13 protein-coding genes and 1 pseudogene are annotated in these 16,686 nt (G+C 33.7%); 9 read left to right on the plus strand and 5 right to left on the minus strand.

Annotation, left to right across the window (positions count from 1 at the left end; translation table 11 throughout):
- Positions 1–556: 556 nt before the first annotated feature.
- The 5 genes from AQ616_RS15945 to AQ616_RS15965 all read left to right on the plus strand — a co-directional run bounded on the left by AQ616_RS15945 (position 557) and on the right by AQ616_RS15965 (position 3,885).
- Entirely contained in the window at positions 557–739 is a 183-nt protein-coding gene (locus tag AQ616_RS15945) for a hypothetical protein (protein ID WP_139136379.1), read from the plus strand.
- A gap of 149 nt (positions 740–888) precedes the next feature.
- The gene (locus AQ616_RS15950; protein ID WP_069686241.1) at positions 889–1,404 is read left to right on the plus strand and encodes a hypothetical protein; all 516 of its coding nucleotides are present in this window, start codon (positions 889–891) and stop codon (positions 1,402–1,404) included.
- Positions 1,405–1,471: 67 nt separating this feature from the next.
- Positions 1,472–1,915: a protein kinase family protein gene (locus AQ616_RS15955; RefSeq protein ID WP_139136380.1), complete on the plus strand. Its 444-nt coding sequence runs from the start codon at positions 1,472–1,474 to the stop codon at positions 1,913–1,915.
- 142 nt (positions 1,916–2,057) lie between these two features.
- The gene (locus tag AQ616_RS15960) at positions 2,058–3,311 is read left to right on the plus strand and encodes an RES family NAD+ phosphorylase (protein WP_139136381.1); all 1,254 of its coding nucleotides are present in this window, start codon (positions 2,058–2,060) and stop codon (positions 3,309–3,311) included.
- Positions 3,312–3,384: 73 nt separating this feature from the next.
- On the plus strand, positions 3,385–3,885 hold the full coding sequence (locus AQ616_RS15965; protein WP_069686244.1) for a hypothetical protein: 501 nt from the start codon (positions 3,385–3,387) through the stop codon (positions 3,883–3,885).
- 88 nt (positions 3,886–3,973) lie between these two features.
- Here AQ616_RS15965 and AQ616_RS19800 read toward each other — a convergent pair.
- Together AQ616_RS19800 and AQ616_RS19310 are read right to left on the minus strand one after the other, a co-directional pair.
- Positions 3,974–4,729: pseudogene (locus AQ616_RS19800) on the minus strand (flagellin N-terminal helical domain-containing protein); the annotation flags it as partial.
- A gap of 69 nt (positions 4,730–4,798) precedes the next feature.
- Positions 4,799–4,975: a carbon storage regulator gene (locus tag AQ616_RS19310; protein ID WP_084822496.1), complete on the minus strand. Its 177-nt coding sequence runs from the start codon at positions 4,973–4,975 to the stop codon at positions 4,799–4,801.
- A 429-nt stretch (positions 4,976–5,404) separates the two neighbouring features.
- Here AQ616_RS19310 and AQ616_RS15975 point away from each other — a divergent pair, with 429 nt between their 5' ends.
- From AQ616_RS15975 to AQ616_RS15985, 3 genes are read left to right on the plus strand one after another with little or no spacing between them, the layout of a single operon-like run.
- Positions 5,405–5,950, plus strand: coding sequence for a sigma-70 family RNA polymerase sigma factor (locus AQ616_RS15975; protein WP_069686245.1), 546 nt, complete (start codon positions 5,405–5,407; stop codon positions 5,948–5,950).
- A gap of 2 nt (positions 5,951–5,952) precedes the next feature.
- Positions 5,953–6,384 (plus strand): PadR family transcriptional regulator, encoded by a 432-nt coding sequence (locus AQ616_RS15980; protein ID WP_069686246.1) that lies wholly within the window; start codon positions 5,953–5,955, stop codon positions 6,382–6,384.
- Entirely contained in the window at positions 6,381–7,631 is a 1,251-nt protein-coding gene (locus AQ616_RS15985) for an FtsW/RodA/SpoVE family cell cycle protein (RefSeq protein WP_069686247.1), read from the plus strand. Before AQ616_RS15980 ends, AQ616_RS15985 begins: the two co-directional genes overlap by 4 nt.
- A gap of 530 nt (positions 7,632–8,161) precedes the next feature.
- On the opposite strand, the gene AQ616_RS15990 is transcribed toward AQ616_RS15985, so the two are convergent.
- Positions 8,162–8,920 carry a MerR family transcriptional regulator gene (locus AQ616_RS15990; RefSeq protein WP_069686248.1) on the minus strand — a complete coding sequence of 253 codons (759 nt, stop codon included), beginning with the start codon at positions 8,918–8,920 and terminating at the stop codon, positions 8,162–8,164.
- Between the two features lie 379 nt (positions 8,921–9,299).
- Here AQ616_RS15990 and AQ616_RS15995 point away from each other — a divergent pair, with 379 nt between their 5' ends.
- Positions 9,300–10,517, plus strand: a complete 1,218-nt coding sequence (locus AQ616_RS15995) for an MFS transporter (protein ID WP_069686249.1) — start codon at positions 9,300–9,302, stop codon at positions 10,515–10,517.
- A 1,496-nt stretch (positions 10,518–12,013) separates the two neighbouring features.
- Here the strand turns inward: AQ616_RS15995 and glmS are convergent.
- Positions 12,014–13,816, minus strand: a complete 1,803-nt coding sequence (gene glmS, locus AQ616_RS16000) for a glutamine--fructose-6-phosphate transaminase (isomerizing) (RefSeq protein ID WP_069686250.1) — start codon at positions 13,814–13,816, stop codon at positions 12,014–12,016.
- Between the two features lie 919 nt (positions 13,817–14,735).
- Complete coding sequence (locus AQ616_RS16005) at positions 14,736–16,532, minus strand: S9 family peptidase (RefSeq protein ID WP_069686251.1); 1,797 nt, start codon at positions 16,530–16,532, stop codon at positions 14,736–14,738.
- Positions 16,533–16,686 lie beyond the last annotated feature (154 nt).

The following is a 16,686-nucleotide window of genomic DNA, read 5'->3' on the forward strand; positions in this document are numbered from 1 at the left end:
AGAGTAATTAGAATATTACCACTCACTACTATATCTCAATTCAACCATTGAAATGCCAACTTAGTCCAATATTGGTAAATCATGAGACAATAATTGATTTTTTAATACACATCGTAATGATTTTTAATTGCATCTTTATATTTTTTTCTATATGAAAGTTATGGTTTTAAAGCAAAAAGAAGTACTATAAACGATATTGTTCCAACAACTAAACATATCTCCTCAATGAACGTTGGAAACCATTCTATCATGTTAGAAAATAAAGCTATAATTAGGGTTAGTAAATAAAAACGGACCATCCGTTTTATAAATTCCAGATATTTTCCTTTCATCATTTTGTATTTTTTCAATTAAACTATCTTCTTCCGTGTAAATAGGCGTTGTCCCCTTTAGAGCTGAGAAAAAGTGCAAATGACTACTGGAACAAATATACTTCCATAGGATTCTTCAAATATGCTAAAATCCTCCTCATCAGGATTATCTTGAAAAAAAGTATAAAAATGATAAAACTTCATCTCAATCACCAGAGGAAGATCAAATGAGAATTATGAACCTAATGGATGAAATATATTTTGAAAAGTATGGTCTTGATGGACAAATAGAATTATTAAATTTAATAGAAGAATTTAGTGATATGGGAAGTATCTACTTAAAGAGAGAGTGGGAAGTGGTAAAGAAAGAAGCTAAAACCGGGGCTTTCAAAAAAAGTATAACAAGTAATTATACTTTTTTTTATTGATTTATATAATAGAGACATTAAGATTGTAATTTTTAGCTTAAATAGACAGACAATGTGTATACTGGTATAATTTACCTATAAAATGTATGATTACTAATACATATTGTATAAATAAACTGCAAAGTGATACAAAAAGGAGGATATTATAAATGCATTTAAATGAGAGAGAACTTGATGAATTATTATTATTACTAGAACGTGCTTATTTGTTCGTAAAAGATGGCCCAAACCCTAATTTAGAAACTAGTTTAAAAGATTACTTATACAATTTAAGGAACAAGGTGGAAGATGGTAATTTTTTAGAATGTCCAATTTGTAATTTTGAATACAGTCATTTAATTGCAACACTAAGTGTAATAGACAATGATCAATATGAGACATCGGAGATTTTAGTAAATAATGAATATCGCATAGTATCAAAAAATGAATATAAGTTTCGTTCTCAAGGTAATCTTCACATTTTATTCAGATGTGAAGATGGACACTTCTTTATCAAAAGTTTTGATGGACATAAAGGTATTGTCTATGTTGATGATAACCCTTTAATGGAGAATTTAACAAAGTTCTTAAATGAATCATATTCAAATAGAGATGAAATTACGTATGATTTCAATTATGAATTATTAGGTAATATTGAAATATTCTTTAAAACATTAGTTAGTTAGAAATAACTTTTTGTTTCTAAATTTAAAGGGAGTTATTTTATTGATAAAAACAAAGCACTTCTTTAATTTGCCAACATCTGTGCAATCTATATTTAATAATGGGTATATTACCGAATTAAACCCCAAGATAGATACTACGGGAAATCGTTCTATAGTTTATGAACTATATAATTTTAATTTGATTTTCAAGCAACTCACTGATAAAAGTAGAAGAGACTCAGATATCGGTGCTCTATTAGACTTAGATGGGATTAACTATTTTCCAAGGTTGTATTGTTATAAAGAAGAGGACTACCTAGTAATGGATAAGGTAAGTGGAGAAAGATTATCTAAATTACTAGAGCATAAAAATATATCTAATAAAGATCTCTGTTTAATTAAATGTCAATATCTAGATGCTGTTAATCAGGCATTGCATAGAAATAGATATGATTGGGACATGAAGTTGGATCATTTTTATTGGGATAAAGAAAAGAAACACTTAATGTTAATTGATTTTGGATTTATATGATATATATCACTTATCAAACGGAGACCAAAGTGTGTTAAAAGATTGTGAAGAACACTTTATAGATTTACTTTATGATTATGGTATAACTCTTTCATGTTAAGAAAGCAAAAAATGTAAGATAGTAAAAGAAGATAAAAAGTATTTGAGACATAAAAGTCTCACCTCTGTTAAGTATTTAATATATATAAAAGGATGTTGTAAAATGGGCGGTTGTCAAAATTGTTGTGAGGCAGAACTTTTCAGGACTTTTAGTTATCTAGAAGAAGATTATATTCCGGGTGCAACTCCTGCAATCGAGTATGACGAAGAACTTAAAATATGTCCTGTTTGTGAAGAAAGTCTTTCAGAGAATGATTATGTTGTAGATGATGAAGTAAGTTTCATTGAGGATTCACTAAAGTTTCTAGCACAAAAGATTAATCTTCAAATTTGTGAATGCCAGTACTGTAACTCTACTATCATTCCTTATGAACAAGGATATGGGGATGCACAAAGTCTAAGTACAGTTAATGAATTAGTAGATAGTTATTGCATTCCAACACATTTAATCCCAAAAATTTATGAATATATAAGCTGCAATTGTGGTAACAGTCCTTCTCCTGACGACCCCTATGTATCAAAGGAAGAATTAGATGAATGGTATGGTGAAAAAAAGAAATTTATTATTAATACCTTTAATATATCGGGGGAAGATACAATTGATTTTATTGATTTCCTTGAAGAATATCCAATGTTAGGCTTATTACATAATGTTGGAAAGGAAATATTTGAACAAATAAAAAATAATACTATTCCTGGTGTTGTAACAATTAACCCTGGAGATATTTACTATCGAGGCAGAACAAGAAATAGATTACAAAGAGTTGTCCCTTTTGTAGAAGAAGAGTTATGGAATCCACCTGTAGGAGTGCCTAATCAAGGACGTTTTAATCCTCATGGTGTATCAAATTTATACTTAGGTGATAAGGAATCTACTATTTTATCGGAAATTTCACCTTCTAATAATGATATAGTAGACATTGCTGAATTTGAAGTGACAGAAAGTTTAAAGGTGTTTAATTCAACCCAAACTGATATTGATATTTTCGCTGCAATGGAGAATGAGGATAATGGATTTAGCTCTTCATATGAATATATTTTCCCGAATTTCTTAGCTCAATGTTTAGCATACAACAACTTCAAGGGTATACTTTATAAAAGTGTTAAAGATACATCTGGTTTGAACTTATGTTTATTCAATGTTATTAAGGATGAAGAGATTAGTATGATTAAGATTCATGAAAATGCGAATGTAGATAATAATGATTTTCTATCCAATTTGGGATTTGGCCTAAAAAGGACTACAGTTTTTATTGAAAAGAAAGAAGAACCGTTTGATTTAACTGATCTATTCTAATCTGGCTTATTTATAGAATAGCTTATTGGAAGATTAGATATTAATTAATAAAATAATAGGAGTTGAATTCAAAATGCCTTCTGTAAAGTGTTTATATGTATACAATAACAATGTTTATGAAATTCCTAGAAGTAGAATTAAAGATGGAAAGAAAATCGAAAAGAAATTAACAGGTAAAACAGTATTAGAAATGGAAATAATTTATAGTATCGAAGATAGAAAACCAAAAAAGTTTCTTAGAATCTTATTTAATCGAGTCACTTTTAATAGTAATGGTATTTATGACTTTGGTTCTGATTCTCTAACTGAACAAAATAGGGTTCAGTTAGAATATGCTTTTAGAGATATTACTGAAGCTTTAAGTCACCATAAAAAATCTGAATTAAGCCCTCTACCTATACCAAAAGCGCCAATAATACCTTCAGAAGAAGAAATAGTAACGATCAAGTCTTACTTAAATAGAAAATATCCAAATTTATTGAATGATTCACCTTATGCAATTGAGTACACTATAAAAAAAGCAAAAGAAAATCACAAAGAAAAAATAAGAGTTATGAAAGACTCCTACAGGTGAAATAAATTTAAGAAAGAACCCATGCTTAAAACTTTATTTAACGCCAAATGAGATTAATTTCGTGTGTTAATCGGTAACTTTTGTGGTATGTAGTAATAGCTTTGTCTGCTTCATCACGAGAAGAGATATCAATACCTTTTGTCACTGTAGCTTCATCAGCAGCTAAAACTAATTCTCCAGCAGCATAGTAACCAGCAGCTTGTACATCATCTTCAGTTGCTGTATCGCCGTTATCTAATGTATCCCCAACATTTATTGCAGCTTCCCATGTAGCAGTAGTTGTCCCATCAGAAATTGTTGCGGGATCAGTTCCATTATTAGTAGATGTAAATTGTGTGCCTACTTTAAGAGCATCTGAAGACATCTTGCCAACTGAAATGCTAATGTTTTGTCCTGAGTTAGCTCCAATTTGGAATGTAGCTGAGAAATCACCATCTAATAGAGTCTGAGTGTTAAATTCAGTATCAGATGAAATACGAGTGATTTCTTCTGCTAATTGATCTACTTCTTTTTGAAGTTCTGCACGGTCTTCTTTAGTGTTAGTATCACTTGAACTTTGTACAGATAGTTCTCGCATACGTTGAAGGATAGAATGAGTTTCATTCAATGCTCCTTCAGCAGTTTGGATTAATGAAATACCATCTTGAGCGTTTTTAGTAGCCATTTCTAGACCACGAATTTGTCCACGCATTTTTTCAGAGATTGCTAAACCTGCAGCGTCATCTCCAGCTTTGTTGATTTGAAGTCCAGAAGAAAGCTTTTCTAAAGATCCTTGAACTCCGCTTTGGTTTGCTCCTAATTGACGGTGCGCATTAAGAGCTGAAATGTTGTGATTGATAATCATAATTATCTACCTCCGTGTGTTTTTTTAAGTAAGGAACATCCTTTTTCCTCACTATATATATAGAAACTCTTATTCAGAGTGACTATCCATGATTTCTCCTCTGACGATATTAATATGTCTTGGAGCATTGATTCGGAGTTGAGTGAAATTGCTTAGCTTCTCTTCTCTTTTTACTACTTCAATTTCTATCTTCAACCCATTTTCATCTGTTAAAAATATTTTTTCTCCTGAATAGCTGCTGTTCATCTTATTTTAAGCGTTTTCTGACTAGCTGTTTATAAATGATTTCAAGTTTTATTAAAGAGTATTTAAAACATCCCATCTATTCATTTTATTAACCAGAGTGATAGCAATTAAATAACCGATACCTGGTGAGTTCCGTATCCCATGATTGGTATAGGAAATTCCCGAAAAAGGTTACAATAATTGTAATTAGAAAAAAACTCCTAATGATAGGGATACTTTAGTTACTTTACTGAAAAAAGAATGGAACTAATAATAATATGAAAGACATAACACCTACGATGATTTAGCTGTAGTTCCTTATATAGAAAACATTATCTTTAAAATTTCAATTCCAATATAAACATAATTATTTCCTTTACTTTCCCTTAAACTTTTCCAAACCAAAATGATGCTTGCTTCGTCTAAAATGGAGAAAGAGGTGAAACTTAGATGGGTGATGAAGAAATAGCAATAAATGTTAATAGCATAGAAAATACTGAACAAATTATCGGCCAATTAATGGATAACTACAGCGATGATGTACTGCATCTTGTTTTTTCATATGTAAAGAATCGAACGATAGCTGAGGATTTAACGCAAGAGATATTTATTAAGTGCTATGAAAAATTAGGTCAGTTTAATAATAAGTCATCAATAAAAACGTGGCTTTATCGAATTGCCATTAATCATTGTAAGGATTACTTGCGTAGTTGGCATTATCGCAAAATAAAATTTAGCGATAAAATTTGGGACTATATCCCATCCAAGTCAAAACATGTTGAAGAGGAAATAATCTCAAAAAACATAGCAAACAGTTTAACGAGTGCTGTTATGGATTTACCAGTAAAATACAGGGAAGTTGTTTTTTTACATTACTACGAGGAGCTTTCTTTAGCAAATATCAGCAAGATTACGGGTATAAATAGTAATACATTAAAAACTAGATTAAAACATGCCAGAGAATTATTAAAGAACAAGATGAAAAAGGAGGTTTAACCATGGGCGATCCATTCTATAACTTAAAGAATTCTATAAAAAAAGATTTTGCAGGTCTTTCTTTTTCCGAGGAGAGAAAAAATGCGGTGAAAGAAACGATCCGTAGGAAACAATCTCACCTAGAACTTCACTATTGGAAAGTAGAAACCCTTAAAAATATATTAGAATCACTGCAAGATGGATCAAAGCATGGGTACGATATTTCCACCCAACTATTTCGAAAAAATGAGCTTAGCTTCAAAAGCAATGAAGGCCAGCTTTATATCCTTTTACATCTACTTGAAAATAAGAAAATCATTACTTCAAAATGGATTGAAAACAGGAAATACTATTCCCTAACTACGAAAGGAAAAAAATATGTAGCTGATTGGGAACATAGAAGTTCTAAACAACGCTCATCACTTAAATATTTAATTGAGGAGGCTTCTTTATGAGTTCTTCTAAATTTGAGGAATATTTAAGTAAAGTTATCTCTAAAGTAAAATCAAAGGAAGCTCACAGTATGATCAAAAAGGAGCTTAATGATCATATGGAACAGCTAAGCCAATCCTTTCAAGAGAGAGGATTATCTATAAAGGATGCGGATAAAAAGGCAATGCAGGAAATGGGAGATCCCTCTACCGTTGGTAAAAACATGAATCATCTTCATAAACCGAGAATGGATTGGCTCCTTATTGTTTTATTTGTCATTCTTGTAGGCATTAGTTTTCTTCCACTGATTGGTGGTTTTTCAGTACCTAGCATTTCTTTTATGAAAAAACAAGTAGTCTGGCTCGTTCTTGCTATTCTTGCTCTCATAGGATTTCTATTCTTTGATTACAGGAAACTGAAAAATTTGTGGATGTATTTTTATGGAGGTGGCTTAATCCTATTTTTCACAACTTTTTTAGTTGGCATTGAGCTTAACGGAGCAAAAAGATGGATTTCTTTCGGGGGTATTACGATTGATGGTCCAGCTATATCCTTATTTTTATTTTTCTTAGCGTGGGCCAGCATTTTTGCCAAAATCAATGAGTTTAAGGGGTGGAAAAAACAAGGAATGCTATTATTCCTGTTTTGGACTCCAGTCCTTCTCTACATCATGGTCCCACAATTTATGTTTAGTATTATATACCTTTTTTGCGTATTAGCGATGTATGTTTTTTCTTATGTTCATAAACAATTTGCTATTAAAGTAGCCGTGGGTAATTTGCTTATAGGTATCATTTTCATTAGTACGATGATCCTTATTTTCCCTAATAGCTATCTCTCTAATACACTCATACCATCGAAAGATATCCTTTCAGAGGCTGGTTGGTTCGGCAAGGGACTTTACAATGATCTAAAGCTCCCTGAAGCACATACAGATTTTGTATTCCCATTTCTCGTCTATTCTCTTGGCTGGACATTCGGAATTATCCTTTGTCTACTCCTCTTTGTATTTATTTTGCGGATTTCATTAAATGCTTTTAAAACAAAGGATTTATTCGGCAGATTATTAGCAATCGGAGGCACTGCATTATTTATTGTTCCCGCTTGTTGGAACATTCTAATGGGTCTTGGAATAGTCCCAATCATAGTAGTACCCCTGCCGTTTATTAGTTATGGAGGAAGTATGTTGCTAGTTTACTCTGCACTACTAGGCCTTATTCTGAACGTTTATCGAAGAAAAGATATTGTAGAACCTACAATGGTAAATTAATTTAGTGTATAACCGTTAACAAGTACTCTATTAAAACACATAATCGAAAGCCTGTATCTTAGATTAAAAATAACCTTTGATACAGGCTGATTTCTATTTAAACCTATTCACTTTTCCACAAAACACAACTATCATCGTATCTCAAATATCTCCTTTGGGATGGGAACAAGTTAACTTCTTAGGTCAATATTCATTTTAACCAACAACTATAGATAGTATATTATCCTTTGAGCCCAATTCTTCACGGTCTCATGATAATGTCTGATCTTATTATGTACCTGATTTTTTAAGAATGAATTACTCCAACTTCCACTATTAAAAACCAAATTTGTTAATAATCCTTGAATATGAATTTCGCATTTATGAACTGATCCCGATGAGGGTACAATTAACGTTGATAAGGAACGATTATCTGGAACAGATTTTTTGAAACTTATAAACATCATTCATCATATCTAATAAAAGGTAAGCTCTAGTATATGGAACAAGGGCTTTTAAGAATCTTTTGCTTTTCAGTCAACTGTCTTATGCTACTCATTATTATCGTTCTCATCATAATATGTTTTCAGTTCTTTATAAATATATCTAGCTATGTTTTCAGGAAAATAATTAGTAAACGCATGATTGTACTTAGCTAAAAAGTTATCATCATCTACAAGATCTAAAAATTTCCTACTCGCAGGGAAAAAGATATGCATTTCGTTTAAAATATCGTGTACTTTTTTTCTACTCGTAGAATCATCATAATAAATAGCATTTCTAATCGCTTGAATTAAATACCATGTTTTCCTATCCATTTTTTCCTGGTATTCAGGATCTTGAAGCAACTGTATTACTTCCAAGATTTCCTTGTCGTGTCTAAAATATTCTTCCCATATTTGAATTTGTGTTTTTTCCCTCCTAAATAAATCAAGCATAATAAAAGCAAATTCATTCAATTCTTCCTCAGAAATACCTTCAATGTTGTACAGTCTTTCCATTCTCGTTATTACTTCTAACTTATCATGTAATTCCGCTTGCTTCTGTTTAATTAACTGCTTCTGCACTTTCAACAACTCTCGATTTTTAAATTTCTGGTTAATCATCTGGTCTTTTATTTCACTTAATGATAAACCAAAATGCTTTAAAATCATGATTTGTTGAAAAAGCTCCCAATCTAATCGTGTATATACTTTTCTTCCATTTTTATTTACCTTTTTTGGGGTTAGTAATTCAATTTTATCGTAGTATCTAAGTGTTCTTACCGTTGAGCCTACTAATTTCGCAAACTGACCAATTGTCATTTCCATGTAAACACCACCTAACTAAATTATAAACTGTTACGTAACGTCACAATCAATACACGCATTTCACTACTATAAATTAACGAATTGAACAAAAGCACAGGGCGCTCGTTTAGAGACGTAGCGTGTGGAACGAATCAACTGAGATAAAGAAATCACGGTGAGGTTACGAACCGATGATGACTTATCGTAGCGTGAAGTCGCCTAGTTTCTGGGCGCTGGAGCTGGACGTGGCTGTTGCTGTCCAAGGACAATATACCACCATTTTTTTATGCTGACTTATCTATTAAAAATAGGCTGTTTTTTTTAAAAAAAAGTGCTTGCTTACGACATTACGTCACAATTTATGATTGGTTCTATAATAAGTTTGAGAGGAATGTTATATATGGAACAACAATCATTATTTCGGAATCGCACTTTTATATTTCTGTTTATCGGTAGCTTTTTTGCGCTAATAGGATTTAGTATGTTTTTTATGACAACAACTTGGTTTGTCATCTCTGATTTAAATTCTGCAAGTTCATTGGGTATTATTCTTATTGCCATTACTGTACCACGGATTCTCATGATGGCATTTGGAGGAGTTCTTGCTGATAAATTCAAGAAAACGACTATTATGTTCAGTACGAGTTCAATCCAAGGAATTCTGCTAATAATCATATTTTTATTGCACAATGCAAATCAATTAACATTTCTGTATCTGATCTTTTTGGGCTCCATTTTTGGAACATTAGATGCATTTTCTGGACCAGCCGGAACATCATTAATTCCGAAAATAGTTCAGAAAAACCAAATAAAACAAGCAAATGCTATTATTCAAGGATTGGGTCAGATTGGCTTTGTTATTGGACCTATTATCTCTGGGAGTGTCATGGAAATCGGTGGCGTAGCAGCAGGTTATTTAGTCTCAGCTATTATTGTTCTATTGTCCGCCTTTTTTATGTTCCCACCTTTCATAAAAGAAAGTCCTGTAGTCCATACAATAAAACAAACACCATTTAAAGATTTCGTAGAGGGGATTTCCTATATAAAAGCAAGTAGATTTTTAATTACAGGCATCCTAATTCTAATAACGTTAAACTTTTTTGCCTTCGGAGCGATATCCATTGCAATCCCCATTTTAGTGGAAACGTATGGAGGAACCCCCATTAATCTTAGTTACATTGATGCTGCTTTAGGAACTGGGATGCTAGTAAGTACAGCAATAATCGGTTTGATCAAAATACGCCGTAGGGGATTAACATCGATTGCAGGCTTAATTGCAACATTAATAGTAGCTATAGCTTTTAGTCAAATTCCTAATTTGTATATATTGACAGCATTAGCATTCTTAATTGGATTTACCATGACATTTGTTTCCATTCCATTTTTCGCTTCAGCACAAGAAGATACTGATCCCCGCATTATGGGAAGAGTCATGAGTATCGTCTTTTTAGCCATGAACGGGTTTGACCCGCTCGCCTATGCAAGTGTAACTTTACTCGTTTCTAGAGGATTTGATATTCAATTAATCATTTTATCCTTTTCTATTGTGGGATTAATTATTGCTATTTTCATTTTATGGCGAGGACAGACGTTCAGAAATTACAAGTCTAACCATTAATTTACTTACAGGAAAAGACCACTTTTTGTAGAAGTGGTCTCTTTTAAGCTTTAGAACAAAAGCTCGAGGAGCCCGTTATAGGGAACGCCGACTAAGTTCTCCTCGTCCTAAGGCAACGTCGGCATGACCCTAATCCTCAGGGCACACGTAGCGAGTGGAGCGAATCAACTGAGATAAAGGAATCATGCCCTTACATTAGGGGGGATGATTCCTTTATTTACAACCGATGATGACTTATCGTAGGGCGATGCACGAAGCTGCCTAGTTTCTGGGCGCTGGAGATGGATGTGGCTGTTGCTGTCCAAGGACAATATACCGCCAAATTTTTATTTTTTCTTATCTATTAAATAAAGTAAAGACTTGTTGCACAGTATCACTCTAACGACCAACCAAAAAGTGATCGTCTTCTAGATGTTTATGTTATTACAAGTATGGTTGTACTGCGTAGTAATAACTCATGACAAGCCATACATTTTTTTAAATTTATATGAAGGCTTACGAAACGGCAATTTCTTGAAATAAACTATAGAATTTCGCCTTGCCCTCTACCTTCCAAAGTCCACTTTTCTATTTTTTTCTTCGTTGTCCCCTTGTTTCTTTTCGCCATTCTAATCCTCCTAAAAATTTGTATTAAAAAACACTAATTATCTTAAAAACCTAATAAAAAAAGTCCATTAAAAAGAGAGTTTAGTTTTTTTAACTAAAGCTCAAATTTATAACAAACATCCTTCTTAAGCTAATAGATAATTAGTGCTGGATACACTAACTAGTTTTATTACTCCTTGTAGAAATATAGTAATGATAATTCTACAAGGAGTATTTTAATTATTACCAATACAGCTACTTTTATTCATCCAAAAGAAGTTTCTAACTTTTTTAGTTAGTCTCTATCTTTTATTGTTAGTTACTCACTTTTTTGTGACTAGACAACAATATCTCCCTGTTAAATAGTTGGATTTTTCCAAACACCCCTTCAACCCTTATCCCCCAAGGCTTCCACCCTCTTTTCTCGATTTTATCTTCCCTCTATTATGTTATTAAGTTCTTCCCCAAAAACCCCATTTTCGCCCTCTTTTTTAAGTTCTGGCTTGTATCGAATATTCGGACAATGTTAAAGAGTTCGTACCGAACAGAGAGAAGAATGAAGAGAAAAGAAAGGAAATGTAGCAATTGTAGGATGGTGTTACATTTAGGAAACAAACTAAATAGAGATTGGAATTCCTACGGATTTAGGTATTGGAAGAGCGATTGAAATCCTTATTGGACAAGGGATTGAGGAGGTATTGAGCAAAGAAAAAGACTGGACCCGTATTGGATCCAGCCTGAAATATAATTAATTTTACGATTGAAAAATGATTGAGTACATATTCGCCTGCTCTTTTTTCCTCCACACTCTTCCCTCTAATATACCAACTATTTAACAGTGGATACCGACTTTTTAGCATAGGCAAATGGATTTTAGCAGGGCGATAACAATTTGACAAATAAAACCTCAATTACTCAACTGTCACCGATTTCGCCAAGTTTCTTGGCTTATCAACGTCACAGTCACGGTGAAGTGCAGCGTAGTATGCAAGTAATTGCATTGGGATAACACTTGCTAATGGTGTTAGTAGCTCATGCACGTGCGGGATTACAAATGCATCCTCATCTTGCTCTAAGCCTTTCATGCTTACGACCATTGCGTTTGCTCCACGGGCAACCACTTCTTGCACGTTTCCGCGAATAGAATAATTTACATTTTCTTGTGTCGTTAACGCAATAACTGGTGTTCCTTCTTCAATTAGCGCGATCGTACCATGTTTTAATTCCCCTCCAGCAAAACCTTCTGCTTGGATATAAGAGATCTCTTTTAGCTTTAATGCCGCTTCTTGAGCCACATGGTAGTCTGTGCTACGTCCGATAAAGAAAGCATTGCGTGTTGTTCCGAAATAATCTCTTGCTAATTGTTCTAATTCTTCTTTTTGATCGGTTAATACTTCCATCGCATTTGCAACGATTGCAAGCTCTTGAAGTGGGTCAAAATCTAATTCAAGACCTTTCACTCTTGCTGTATCTACTGCTAATATAGCGAGTACTGCGATTTGCGCTGTATATGCTTTTGTTGAAGCAACAGCAATTTCAGGTCCTGCATGTAAATGCATAGTATAATTTGCTTCACGAGAAAGGGTAGAACCTGGCACATTTGTTAGTGTGAGTGCTGGGTGTCCTAATTCCTTGATTTTTACTAATACGGCACGACTATCTGCTGTTTCTCCACTTTGTGAAATAAATACAAATAATGGTTTTTCAGATAGTAACGGCATGTTATATGAGAATTCACTTGCTACATGAACTTCTACAGGAATATTCGCTAGTTTTTCAATAAATTCTTTACCAACTAATCCAGCATGGTAACTTGTTCCTGCTGCAATGATATAAATTCGATCTGCATCTTTCATAGCTGTACGAATATCTTGATCAAGTTTCAACTGACCGTTGTCATCTTGATACTCTTGGATGATTTTACGCATTACAATTGGTTGCTCATCGATTTCTTTCAGCATAAAGTGGGGGTAAGTTCCTTTTTCTGTATCACTTGCATCTATTTCAGCAGTAAAAGGCTTACGCTCTACCACTTGGCCATCAAGTGTTTGTACTTCTACATAGTTGCGGCTTACAAGTACGATTTCTTTATCAAAAATCTCCAAGTATTGGTCTGTTTCTTTTAATGTAGCCATTGCATCACTTGCTACAAGGTTGAACCCTTCTCCTAAACCAACCAATAATGGGCTTTTGTTTTTAGAAACGTATAGCGTCTCATTATCTTCCGCATCAATTAATCCAATTGCGTAAGAACCTTTAAGCAGGCTCATAGCTTCGCTAAAAGCTTTCTTTGTATCTTGATGTTTTTCATGAAGTTTTTCGATTAGCTGTACGATTACTTCTGTATCTGTTTCACTTACAAAAGATACATCTGTAAGGTACTCATTTTTAATATCGATATAATTTTCAATAACACCGTTATGAACAATAGTAAATCTTTCAGAAGCACTTTGATGTGGATGAGCGTTCATTACGCTTGGTACGCCATGTGTTGCCCAACGTGTATGCCCGATTCCCATTGTAGAGTCTACTGTCACATCTACATCCTCACGCAATGTGGCAATACGACCTTTTACTTTTGTTACATGAACGCCATTATCATTTAGCGTTGCAATTCCTGCAGAGTCATATCCGCGATATTCTAGCTTTTCTAATCCTGTTAGTAAAATTTCTTTTGTATCATTTTGTCCAATATAACCGACGATTCCGCACATGTCGATGTCCTCCTTGAATTAAAGGGGCAGACAAAAAGACCGACTTTAAGCGAGTGTTCAAAAAGGAGGGATTTTTTAAGATCCTTCTATGAACATCCTCTTCAAGCGAAGGGGCCTCTTGCCGCCCCTTTCCCGTATATTTTAATATTTGATAAGACATCTTTCTTTATCCTTTTGTGCAATAGGTCACCCTACTGTTTTAAAGATAAAGCTTCGACTGTGATGACAGCCGGGAGGCACCCGCCGAAAATTCGATAACCTCCACCTCGTCAACTATCCTTCCTATCCGTCCGAAGAATAGTCCTGGCGCTTGTGATTATAATTCCTAAAATTACGCTCTATAAGCTCCTTTCCTGTACTAGTTGTCCTTGCTTTCGGACTTTCATTACTTAGGAAAAACAAGAACTCTCTATATTCTAACGGAAAGATAGAAAATTGGTCAACTATTTTCTTGTTTTCCTGCAACCAGTTTATGAATTTATGTCGGAAAGGTTACGACACGTATCTTGAAATGGTTTAAATGAAGAAATCTCCCAAAAGGAAGTAATGAGGATATCTGGATTCAAGATATTTTTTGTGAATAGATAGGATGAAGAATCAAGTATTCATCAATTTAGCTTTTAAAAAAATGTTCTATTACCTATTTTGTTTGATTTCAAAGGTCATTTTGGGTTTTAGAAGCGCTCTATTAACCAAAAAGTCCACGTTTCTTCGACTTTTTGGGTTTTAGAATTTCCTCATTAACAATACACTTCTAATTAACATCATACAGCCACATCGTTCCGCTTCAAACGACTCTAAGTATATACCATTGTATAAATTAAAAGTTGCAGCTATTAAAATGTGAGCTATTCCACGATTACTGTAGTACAAGTCATAAAACATCTCACATTTCTAGCTACAACTTATTCTTCTAATTTTATCCTTGATGCTTATCGAGAAAGTCGAGCATCCAGGTGTACACTTTTATTTCATTTTCCTTTTTCGAAAATCCATGCCCTTCATCTTCTAATACATAATATTCTACATCTCTACCTTTGGCTTTCAACTTCTCTACGATTTGATCAGATTCCGCTTTGACCACACGCGGGTCTTTCGCACCTTGAATTACTAACATTGGTTTCGTCATTGTATCTAAATACGTATCTGGAGAATCTCGAATAAATCGTTCTTTATCACGCTCAGGGTCTCCTACCCATCGGTCCATAATCGGTTTCCATTCCTCTGGTACAGATTCTACAAATGAGAATAAGTTACTTGGTCCAAAGATATCAATAACTGCTTTAAAATATTCTGGATGTCTACCATGTAAAAGTAAAGCCATGTAACCGCCATAACTACCACCTACTAAGAATAGATGATCCGGATCACTAATACCTTGATCGAATAGCCATTTGATACCTTCTACATTGTCTAATCGTGGTCCATAGCCCCAATCTCGTTCTACCATTTTTACAAACTCTGAACCATATCCCGTGCTTCCACGGAAGTTTGGTGCGAAGATGTTATATCCGCGGTAGAGAATACTTTGGAACATCGCACGGAAAAATTTACGTTCAGATGCTTGAGGTCCACCATGTGGCCAAAATACTGTGTAACCATTAGCATTTTCTGATTTCGCTTTAAAAAATAATGCTTCTATTTCCATTCCATCAAATGAAGAATAAGTAATTACTTCAGGATCTACTAATTCCGCTTCATCCATCCCAAGCACTCGATTCGTTGTAAGTTGCTCCCATTCTTCTCCATTACTTGAGACAAAGATATTCAACGGCAGTGTTGCTGTACGCCCTAAGACATACACATTACCGGATTTCATTACTTTCAATTGCTCCACGATATCAAAAGGCGTGTTTATTTCAACTAATTGCCTATCATCCAAGCCATAATGGTATAACTTATCTACAACACCTTTTTCAGAAACAATATACAATTTTTTCGATTCTTTATGGTATTTCAATGTACTTAAGGATTCTTCTTCTAACGCCAATACTTTTTCAAACTTCTTCGATTTCAAATCAAATTTAGCTACATATTGATAATTACTATCGTAGTCCGTAAGAAAATACACCGTATGATCATCAGTAAATACCGGATCGAAGGAAACATGAACTTTTTCTGGATCTGGAGTTAAAAATACCGTTTCCTCTCCTATTTGAACAAACACATTGTTATACGTATTCGCAAACATACGAATATAGACAAATGCCTCTTCATTCTCTGAAACAGCAACTAAATTAGTTAAGCCTTTCTCGCCTTCATAAATCAATGTATCTGAATCATTTTCTAAATCTTTCACACGTGTATTAAAAAAAGACGGATTCTCCACAGATGTATTATAATAAATGCGTTTTCCATCTTCACTTAGGTGATTAAACAAATATTTATCGTCCGGCTTTCCTGTAATCAATGGCTTTGGAATCCCACCTTCATAGGGAAGTGCATAAATTTGATAATTTTCATCACCATCACTATCAAAATCTGTTAAAACAAATCTGCTCTCTGGGTCAAAAGCTGTAAAATTAGAAGACTCTCCTTTTTGTGCGAACTGATAAGGGAATTTACTCCCTTCCTTTAAATCCATTGCCCATAAATTCATTGTTCCGTTTATGTTTGTTCCAAAGACTAACTTATTTTCGTCTTTACTTACATTAAAATGGCTAATGGTATATGTGCGAAAAAACTGTTCTACCGTTGGTTTTGGAAATTCAATCATCTCACGACACCCCTTTTTTATCTGATTATTTTTATACTTCTAATTTTATCACGAAGGGTGTTCTTCGTAACAGTCTAAAGGTGCTTTTCTACTCCGTCTACAGTAGGAGACTTTTTCGCATACAAAAAGACAGCGAACCATTCCGCTGTCTTTT

This window comes from Oceanobacillus sp. E9 (genome assembly GCF_001741975.1).
Lineage (GTDB): Bacteria > Bacillota > Bacilli > Bacillales > Amphibacillaceae > Oceanobacillus > Oceanobacillus kimchii.

Excerpts from the sequence above, each read along its gene's own strand:
- AQ616_RS15945 (WP_139136379.1), top strand. The coding sequence starts at position 557 with ATGGATGAAATATATTTTGAAAAGTATGGTCTTGATGGACAAATAGAA.
- AQ616_RS15950 (WP_069686241.1), top strand. The coding sequence starts at position 889 with ATGCATTTAAATGAGAGAGAACTTGATGAATTATTATTATTACTAGAA.
- AQ616_RS15965 (WP_069686244.1), top strand. The coding sequence starts at position 3,385 with ATGCCTTCTGTAAAGTGTTTATATGTATACAATAACAATGTTTATGAA.
- AQ616_RS19310 (WP_084822496.1), bottom strand. The coding sequence starts at position 4,975 with ATGAACAGCAGCTATTCAGGAGAAAAAATATTTTTAACAGATGAAAAT.
- AQ616_RS15975 (WP_069686245.1), top strand. The coding sequence starts at position 5,405 with ATGGGTGATGAAGAAATAGCAATAAATGTTAATAGCATAGAAAATACT.
- AQ616_RS15980 (WP_069686246.1), top strand. The coding sequence starts at position 5,953 with ATGGGCGATCCATTCTATAACTTAAAGAATTCTATAAAAAAAGATTTT.
- AQ616_RS15985 (WP_069686247.1), top strand. The coding sequence starts at position 6,381 with ATGAGTTCTTCTAAATTTGAGGAATATTTAAGTAAAGTTATCTCTAAA.
- AQ616_RS15990 (WP_069686248.1), bottom strand. The coding sequence starts at position 8,920 with ATGGAAATGACAATTGGTCAGTTTGCGAAATTAGTAGGCTCAACGGTA.
- AQ616_RS15995 (WP_069686249.1), top strand. The coding sequence starts at position 9,300 with ATGGAACAACAATCATTATTTCGGAATCGCACTTTTATATTTCTGTTT.
- glmS (WP_069686250.1), bottom strand. The coding sequence starts at position 13,816 with ATGTGCGGAATCGTCGGTTATATTGGACAAAATGATACAAAAGAAATT.
- AQ616_RS16005 (WP_069686251.1), bottom strand. The coding sequence starts at position 16,532 with ATGATTGAATTTCCAAAACCAACGGTAGAACAGTTTTTTCGCACATAT.